The following is an 8276-nucleotide window of genomic DNA, read 5'->3' as shown; positions in this document are numbered from 1 at the left end:
AGACATTTGTCCGAACCATGTTGTCTCCTATCCCGATCCGAATGTCGTGATTGGCCGGCGTCTGGATATTCTGCCGGTCGAAATCGTCGTGCGTGGTTATCTTGCCGGAACAACGGGAACCTCTATTCTGACACTCTATAAGAACGGCGAGCGACAGATGTATGGCGTCTCCTTTCCTGAAGGAATGAAAGACAACCAGGTGCTACCCGAACCGATCATTACGCCGACCAGCAAAGAGTTCGATGGCGGCCATGATGAGCCACTCACGCCCGCCGAAATCATCGAAAAGGGATTGCTGACGCAGCAGCAATGGGAAACGCTTTCCACATATGCGCTGGCCTTGTTCAAGCGTGGGCAGGACCTCGCGGCCAAGCGAGGCCTCATCCTGGTAGACACAAAGTATGAATTCGGCACAGACGAAGATGGCAAGATCATCCTTGCTGACGAAATCCATACGCCAGATAGCAGCCGCTATTGGATGGCCGATAGCTACGAGCAAGCTTTTACGAGCGGCACCCGCCCCTACAGTTTCGACAAGGATTTCGTTCGTTCCTGGGTGGCCGAGCGCTGCGATCCCTATAAGGATGAAATTCCCGAGATTCCCGAGGACCTCGTGATCCAGACATCCAAAGTGTATATCGAAGCCTTCGAACGTATCACCGGAGACGTCTTTCGGGCTGACGATCGTGAAGCAACAGTGTTTGATAGAGTACGAAAAAATCTGGAGCCGTTTTTCCAGGGAGCGTGATTTTGACAAAAGTATCCGGACAGATCTCATCGAAAAAAGACGAAACAGGCGTGCCCAGGCAGCGCCAGCGTCGTTCCGCCGAAGAAACCCGTCGCGATATTCTGGCCATGACGGAACGGCTTTTCCGTGCGCGCGGTTTCGGGTCGGTCTCCATCGCCGACATCGCCGCTGCGCTCAACATGTCGCCTGCCAACGTGTTCAAGCATTTTCACTCTAAGAATGCGCTTGTCGACGCCATTTTCCTCCAGCAAATCCGTTTGCTGGAACAGAAGCTGGACCCGCTCGACGGGACGCATTCACCGTTCGAAAGATTGAGCCATCTGGCGCGCAGCCTGATGGAGAACCACCGTCGCGATCTGAACGACAATCCCTACATCTTCGAAATGATTCTGATGACGGCCAAAAGAGAACTTGCGTGCGGCCAGTATTATGAGAATGTTATCACAAACCTTCTGGCCGCCATTATCAAAGATGGAATAGCGGGGGGGATCTATGCGCAGACAGACGTGGACACCTCGGCACGTACAGCACTCATGGCATTGATAAGCGTCCTGCATCCCGCGCTGATCGCCCATGAGGAAGTCGACATTTTAGCAACACGAAGTCAGGAACTGGCGCGACTGATAGATTGTGCACTGCGGTATGGGATTGCTAAGTGACGATAACACATATACGTCACCTGTTCCTGAAATGCCGTCCTGACGATCTGCCCGCCGATTGAACCCGCCGGAGCAAAACGCTCAGGCCCCGTCACAGCAGCACTGAATTGCGACCGTTGAACATGAGAAAAACGATGAAAAGCCGTCTCGCTCCTCTATTCACCATCTTGCTCATGGCGGGCGTTGTTGCCGGCTGCAGCGATAGCGAAGATACAAAGCAGGCTCCGGCACAAGGTGCGCAGCGCCCGCCTGCGCCAGTCAGCGTCATCTCCATGAAAAAGAGCGACTACCCGCTGACGACATTGTTGTCCGGTCGCGCTGAAGCTTTCCAGATCGCCGCTATTCGTCCACGTGTCAGCGGGATCATCAAACAGATCGCCTTCAAGGAAGGCGGCTTCGTGAAATCGGGCGACGTCTTGTACAAGATCGATGACGATACGTATCAGGCCGCTTTCGCCGAAGCGCAGGCCGCCCTGGAGCGTGCTGAAGTCAGCGTTCCCGCAGCCGAAGCGAATTTGCAGCGCTATGAGCGCCTCGCCAATAGTGGCGCGTCTCAAAAAGAATTCGAAGATGCGCGCACGACTTTGCTCCAGGCAAGGGCCTCTGTTGCAGAAGCACGTGCCACTTTGCAGACGGCGCAGATCAACCTGTCCTTGACTGATGTGCGCGCTCCCTTTGACGGCGTGACATCCGCCACGAATTTCTCGATCGGAAACGTCGTCACCGCGAGCCAGACCGATTCCCTGACCACGCTTCGCCAGATTAATCCCATCTACATCCAGCTCAACGAATCCAGTGTGAACCTTCTTCGTTTGCAGTCTGCGATCAAGGCTGGAAAGCTGGAGCGAAGCGACAACAGCGAGACGACAGACATTCGCTTGACGCTTGAAGACGGGTCGGAATATCCCGGCGTCGGCAAACTCGACATGTCGGAAATGGCCGTCAGCACGACAACGGGCACAGTGTCCATACGCACCCTGTTTGAAAATCCCGACAACACCATTCTTCCAGGAATGTATGTTCGCGCCACAATCACCATTGGCAAGGAAATCGGCTACCTCATTCCCCAACGGGCAGCCAGCCGAAACGCCAATGGCGAGTTGACCGCAAAATTCGTGACGGCAGACAACAAGGTCGAGACCAGAACCTTCCCGTCCAGCCAGCTGTCCGGAAACAACTGGCTTGTTACGGAGAATGTTGCGGATGGCGACAAGCTGATTGCGGACGGGTTTCAATGGATAACCGACAATGCCGCCGTCAATCCCATACCGGTCGAAATCGATGAAAAGGGATCTATCATTGAAAAGTCGGGCGCTCAGGCCGCGCCAGCTCCCGCGCCGAAATCATGATGTCTGAAGACATGCTCGGCAACATCGTGATCAGGAACTAGATATGTCAAAATTTTTCATTCGGCGACCGATCTTTGCTTGGGTCATCTCCATCGTCATCATGTTGGGCGGCGTGCTGGCTATCAGCACCTTGTCGATTTCCCAATATCCGGAAATTGCTCCACCGACGATCCGCATCAGCGCAAGTTATACTGGCGCGAGTGCCGATACTGTGCGAAAAACCGTTACGCAGATCATTGAAGACGGTATGACCGGCCTCGATGGGCTGACCTATATGAACTCGTCATCGACCACCGGATCGGCAAGCATCACTCTGACATTCGACAATAGCGTCAACAGCGATATTGCCCAGGTGCAGGTTCAGAACAAACTCCAACTCGTCACCTCGCAATTGCCATCCGTCGTTCAGGATCTCGGCATCGAAGTGACAAAGTCGACGTCGAGTATCCTTTTGGTGGGCGCCCTGGTTTCCACGGATGGAAAGCGTTCGTCGGCCGATCTGGGCGACATATTCTCCACCCAGATCGAAGATCAGGTGAAACGCATCGAGGGCGTCGGCAATATCAACGCCTTTGGTTCGGCTTACGCGATGCGCATCTGGCTCGACCCTTTCAAGCTGAAGAAATTCCAGCTGACGCCAGCGGATGTCACGGGAGCCATTCAGTCGCAGAATACGCAGGTTTCCGTTGGTTCGGTGGGCGGATTGCCTTCGGTGGAAGGTCAGCAGATCAACGTCACGATGACCGCACAAAGCCAGCTGACGACCGTTTCCGATTTTGAGCGCATCATTCTCAAGGTCGACAATACAGCGGCCAATGTGCGGCTGAGTGACGTTGCGCGCGTTGAGATCGGTCAGGAAACCTACGCTTCGACCTCACGTTCGAACCGCCAGCCTGCCTCCGGTTTCGCCGTCAACCTGGCAACGGGTGCCAACGCGCTCGACACAGCCGCTCTGGTCAAGGCAAAACTGGAGCAAGTCGCTCCAACCCTGCCGCAGAACGTCAAAGTCATATACCCCTATGATACGACACCGTTCGTTTCACTTTCGATCGAAAAAGTCGTGCACACGCTGATCGAAGCCATCGTACTGGTCTTCGTCGTGCTGTTGGTCTTCCTTCAGAACCTGCGTGCCACATTCATTCCGATGATTGCGGTTCCCGTTGTACTTCTCGGCACCTTCGGCATCTTGGCGCTCACTGGATACTCGATCAACACGCTCACGATGTTTGCGATGGTTCTTGCCATCGGTCTCCTCGTCGACGATGCGATCGTTGTTGTTGAAAACGTCGAGCGCATCATGTCGGAGGAGGGTTTGAGCCCGCTGGAAGCCACCGAGAAATCCATGGGCGAAATCACCGGTGCCATCGTCGGTATTGCGCTGGTTCTGACAGCGGTCTTCATTCCCATGGCCTTCTTCGGCGGATCGACGGGCATCATCTATCGTCAGTTTTCCGTCACCATCGTCTCGGCAATGCTGCTGTCTGCTGTCGTAGCCATCGTTCTGACGCCGGCGCTTTGCGCAACGATGTTGAAGCCCATCGATCATAAAAAGAAGACCCGTGGCCCTGGTGCGTGGTTCAACCGTAACTTTGACCGGACCACCACGGGATATGTCAGCTCGATCGCCTATCTTCTGAAGCGGCCGTTGCGTGTGCTTTTGATGTTCGCAATCGTCGTGGGAGGATGTGCTTGGTTCTTCTCCCGCTTGCCTTCATCCTTCCTGCCACAGGAAGACCAGGGCGTGTTGATGACGATCATTCAGCTGCCCAACGGTTCGACCAGTGCACAAACCGCAAAGGTCGTCGAAAAAGTTGAGAACTACTATCTCGACAAGGAAAAAGACGTCATCGACAGTATCTTTGCCGTGAACGGCTTCAGCTTTACCGGCAGTGGACAAAGCTATGCCCTCGTCTTTGCAAAGCTGAAAGATTTCGATCAGCGAACGGACCCGAATACGGCGGCCTCGGCAGTTGTCCAGCGCGCGATGGGAACGTTCATGACCTTCCGCGAAGCACAGGTCTTCCCCATTCTCCCACCGGCCATTCAGGGCCTTGGCAACTCCAGTGGCTTTTCCATGTATCTGGTGGACAGTGGAAACCGGGGAGGTGACGCCCTTGTCAGCGCATCAAAGCAACTCATCCAGGCTGCAAACTCAAGCGGTATGATCACCGCAATGCGTGCCAATGACCGCGATCAGGAAAGTCAGGTGAAGCTCGAGTTGGACCAGGAAAAGCTTGGGGCGATGGGCCTCAGCACCTCGGAAGTGAACTCCATGCTGACCACGATCTTTGCCGGCAGCCGTGTCAATGACTTCACGCTCAACAACAAGATCAAGAAGGTTTACGTGCAGTCTGATGCGCCATACCGCATGCAGGCCGAAGACCTGAAATACTGGAACGCCCGAAATTCGGGCAACGAGATGGTACCCTTCACGTCATTCACGACCGCAAAATGGGTGAACGGTTTGCCATCCGTCTCTGCATACAACGCGGCCAACGCCTTCTCCCTCGAAGGCGCCGCACCTCCAGGCGTAAGCTCTGGTGATGCGATGAACGAGGTGGAACGCATCGTTTCCCAGATGGACGGCGGGTACTCAGTCGCCTGGACTGGATTGTCCTTTCAGGAACGTCTCTCCGGATCGCAGGCACCCTTGCTTTATGCGCTCTCGGTTCTGATCGTCTTCCTGTGCCTTTCGGCGCTCTATGAAAGCTGGTCGATCCCGTTTTCCGTCATCATGGCTGTCCCCGTCGGTGTCCTCGGCGCCTTGGCTGCAGCGCACTTCTTCGGACAGTCGAACGACGTGTACTTCAAGGTTGGTCTTCTGACGACGATCGGCCTTGCGGCGAAAAACGCGATCCTGATTGTGGAGTTTGCCAAGGAACGGCAGGAGCACGGCTTGAGTCTTCTGGACGCCACACTTGAGGCTGCAAAGCTCAGATTGCGTCCCATCATCATGACCTCCCTCGCTTTCATCCTGGGTGTTGTTCCCTTGGCCATTGCCAGCGGCGCAGGCTCTGCGGCGCAGAATGCGATCGGTATCGGCGTTCTCGGTGGTATGCTTTCTGCAACACTCCTCGGAATTTTCTTCATTCCATCGTTTTTCGTCATGATTCGGGGCCTATCTAAACGTTAACAAACCAAAAACATGCTAGCAAAACCGCAAGACGCTGTTAGAAATGTTGGCAATTGTGAACCGCATCTTTTCAGCCCACAGCAGTGCGTCGCTCGTTTCGACTGAGGTGCTCAATGCGCCAAATTAAATTGGGATAATTTCATGCCGTCTATTCGTGTTACCATTCCTCTCACGATGCTTCTGCTTTCCGGTTGCGTTGTCGGTCCCGACCATAAGGCTCCAGAAGCGCAGCTTCCCGTCAAATTCGCTGAAGGCGGAAAGACCAGCAATGGTGACGTTGCGACAGTTGCGTGGTGGAACGCGTTTAACGACAGCCGCCTTAACGGCTATGTCGAGACAGGTCTGGCGCAGAACCTGACAGTTCTTCAGGCCATCGAGCGCATCAATCAGGCCCAGTCCCAGATCACCGTTGCGGGTGCAGGCGCTCTTCCAAGCCTGACCGGCTCTGGCAGTCACACGACATCGCAGACGAAAGGCAGCTTCCCGTCGAATAGCTCCTCCGTTCAGAACGTCTCAGGCGGCGCGCTTGATGCATCATGGCTGCTGGATCTCTTCGGCCAATACCGCCGCGCCAAGGAAAGCGCCGGAGCGTCCCTCGATGCCGCCTATTCCACGGCCGACGTTCAGCGCTTGACGTTGATTTCATCCGTGGTTTCCGCCTATATCGACGTTCGTTTCTATCAGGAGCGACTGGCAATTGCCCGCGCCAACCTGAAGTCACGCCGAGAAACGCTCGACCTGACCAAGCTTCAGCTTGAAGCCGGTGCAGCGTCTCGTCTCGATGTCGTTCAGTCAGAAGGTCTGGTCAACTCGACACTTGCGGACATGCCGGGCCTGGAAACAAGCTTCCGTCAAGCGGCGCATCGTATTGCAACGCTACTGGGCATGCCGGCATCGTCGCTGGTCGTCGAATTGCAGCGCGGTGCACGTCAGCCAGTCGCTCGTAAGGCGCCGCTGACAGGTATTCCAGCCGACCTGATCCGCAACCGTCCTGACATCCGTGTGGCTGAACGCAATCTGGCCGCGGCTGTCGCGGAGATTGGTGTTGCCGAATCGCGCTTGTATCCAAGCATCACGATCAGTGGCTCGATTTCGCCAAGCTACGTGAACCTTTCCAACAACGGTTCGCGCGGAACATCGAACTCCTGGTCCTTCGGTCCAAGTCTCGTGCTGCCAATCCTTGATGGTGGCAGCCTGCGTGCGAATGTGGACATTGCCAAATCTGCCGCTCGCGAGCAGTACCTGGCATGGAAGGAAACCGTGCTGAACGGCATGGAAGAGGTTGAGAACGCACTTGCTGCGGTCAACCGCGACAAGCAGACAGAAGATGCGCTGCGCAGAACCGTCAAGTCCTATGAAGAAGCCCTGTCGCTCGCGACAGCAAGCTACCGTGATGGTGCGTCCTCGCTGCTCGACGTTCTCGATGCGCAGCGTCAGGTGTCCACGGCACAGGCCAACCTTGCGACAGCCGTTCAGACAACCGCGCAGGACTATGTGCGGCTGAGCGTTGCACTGGGTGGCGGCTATGCCGTCGGCGCCCCGACAAAGGCGTCCAACACCATCATGGCGGCCAACACGCCCAAGGGCATGTAAACCGGCGATCCACGATTGATCCGGACATCCATCCCGCAACGAAAGTTGCGGGATTTTTTGTGCGCAGTGCGGACAACGAAAAAAGCCTCGGATCACTCCGAGGCTTTTCTCAAACAGGACTGGCTGCGAAGATCAGCTCTTAGCGCGCTCGACATAGGAATTGTCTTCGGTCGCGACAACAACACGGATACCGGCGTCGATGTGGGGCGGCACCATCGTGCGGATGCCGTTGGACAGGATCGCAGGCTTGTAGGACGACGATGCCGTCTGGCCCTTCACGACCGGTTCGGTTTCCATGATCTCAAGTGTGACATGACGGGGAAGAATAACTGCCAGCGGCAGACCCTCGTGGATCGACAACACGCAGGTCATGCCTTCCTGGAGATAGGCCTTCTGGTCGCCCATGGTCTCGGAATCCACGACGACCTGGTCGTAGTTCTCTGGGTTCATGAAGTGGAAACCTTCACCGTCTTCGTACAAGAACTGGAAGTTCAAGTCTTCGACAAATGCCCGCTCGACCTGCTCGGTCGTGCGCCAGCGTTCCGAAACCTTCACGCCATCCGAGATGCGACGCATATCGACCTGCGTCACGGGCGTACCCTTGCCGGGATGGAAGTTGTTGGCGGTGAGAACGACATAGAGCTTGCCATCGACGTCGATAACATTGCCCTTGCGCACGGATGAGGCGATAACCTTGACCATAGGATTTCCTTGTAACTCAATGAAATGCGTCGTAAAGGACCGCGCGGCTGCATCGACCCGATGGACGTTTTTTATGTTTTATGGGGCGCACC

The 8276-nt window shown here is 55.6% G+C and carries 6 protein-coding genes (1 of these 6 only partly in view); 5 read left to right on the top strand and 1 reads right to left on the bottom strand.

The genetic code is table 11. From position 1 onward, the window contains the following. The 5 genes from EKM04_RS03195 to EKM04_RS03175 form a co-directional block, all read left to right on the top strand. Positions 1 to 748: the 3' portion of a phosphoribosylaminoimidazolesuccinocarboxamide synthase gene (locus EKM04_RS03195; RefSeq protein WP_183896166.1), read on the top strand. 203 nt of this gene lie to the left of the window's left edge; only the last 748 of its 951 coding nucleotides appear in the window; its start codon lies beyond the left edge, outside the window; it ends in the stop codon at positions 746 to 748. A gap of 2 nt (positions 749 to 750) precedes the next feature. Continuing rightward, positions 751 to 1407, top strand: a complete 657-nt coding sequence (locus EKM04_RS03190; RefSeq protein WP_234900356.1) for a TetR/AcrR family transcriptional regulator — start codon at positions 751 to 753, stop codon at positions 1405 to 1407. 134 nt (positions 1408 to 1541) lie between these two features. Then, positions 1542 to 2756, top strand: a complete 1215-nt coding sequence (locus tag EKM04_RS03185; protein ID WP_183896168.1) for an efflux RND transporter periplasmic adaptor subunit — start codon at positions 1542 to 1544, stop codon at positions 2754 to 2756. Between the two features lie 43 nt (positions 2757 to 2799). Continuing rightward, entirely contained in the window at positions 2800 to 5889 is a 3090-nt protein-coding gene (locus EKM04_RS03180; protein WP_183896170.1) for an efflux RND transporter permease subunit, read from the top strand. Positions 5890 to 6030: 141 nt separating this feature from the next. Continuing rightward, a complete protein-coding gene (locus EKM04_RS03175) occupies positions 6031 to 7482 on the top strand; it encodes an efflux transporter outer membrane subunit (protein ID WP_183896172.1) in 1452 nt (483 codons plus the stop codon). A 132-nt stretch (positions 7483 to 7614) separates the two neighbouring features. Here EKM04_RS03175 and efp read toward each other — a convergent pair whose 3' ends face one another. Further along, complete coding sequence (gene efp / locus EKM04_RS03170; protein WP_174154176.1) at positions 7615 to 8184, bottom strand: elongation factor P; 570 nt, start codon at positions 8182 to 8184, stop codon at positions 7615 to 7617. Between the last annotated feature and the right edge of the window lie 92 nt (positions 8185 to 8276).

It is taken from the genome of Rhizobium skierniewicense Ch11, from assembly GCF_023757665.1.
In the GTDB taxonomy this organism is placed as follows: Bacteria; Pseudomonadota; Alphaproteobacteria; order Rhizobiales; family Rhizobiaceae; genus Agrobacterium; species Agrobacterium skierniewicense.
Note: the sequence above shows the minus strand (reverse complement) of the source record. Positions and strands in the feature narration are given on the sequence as shown.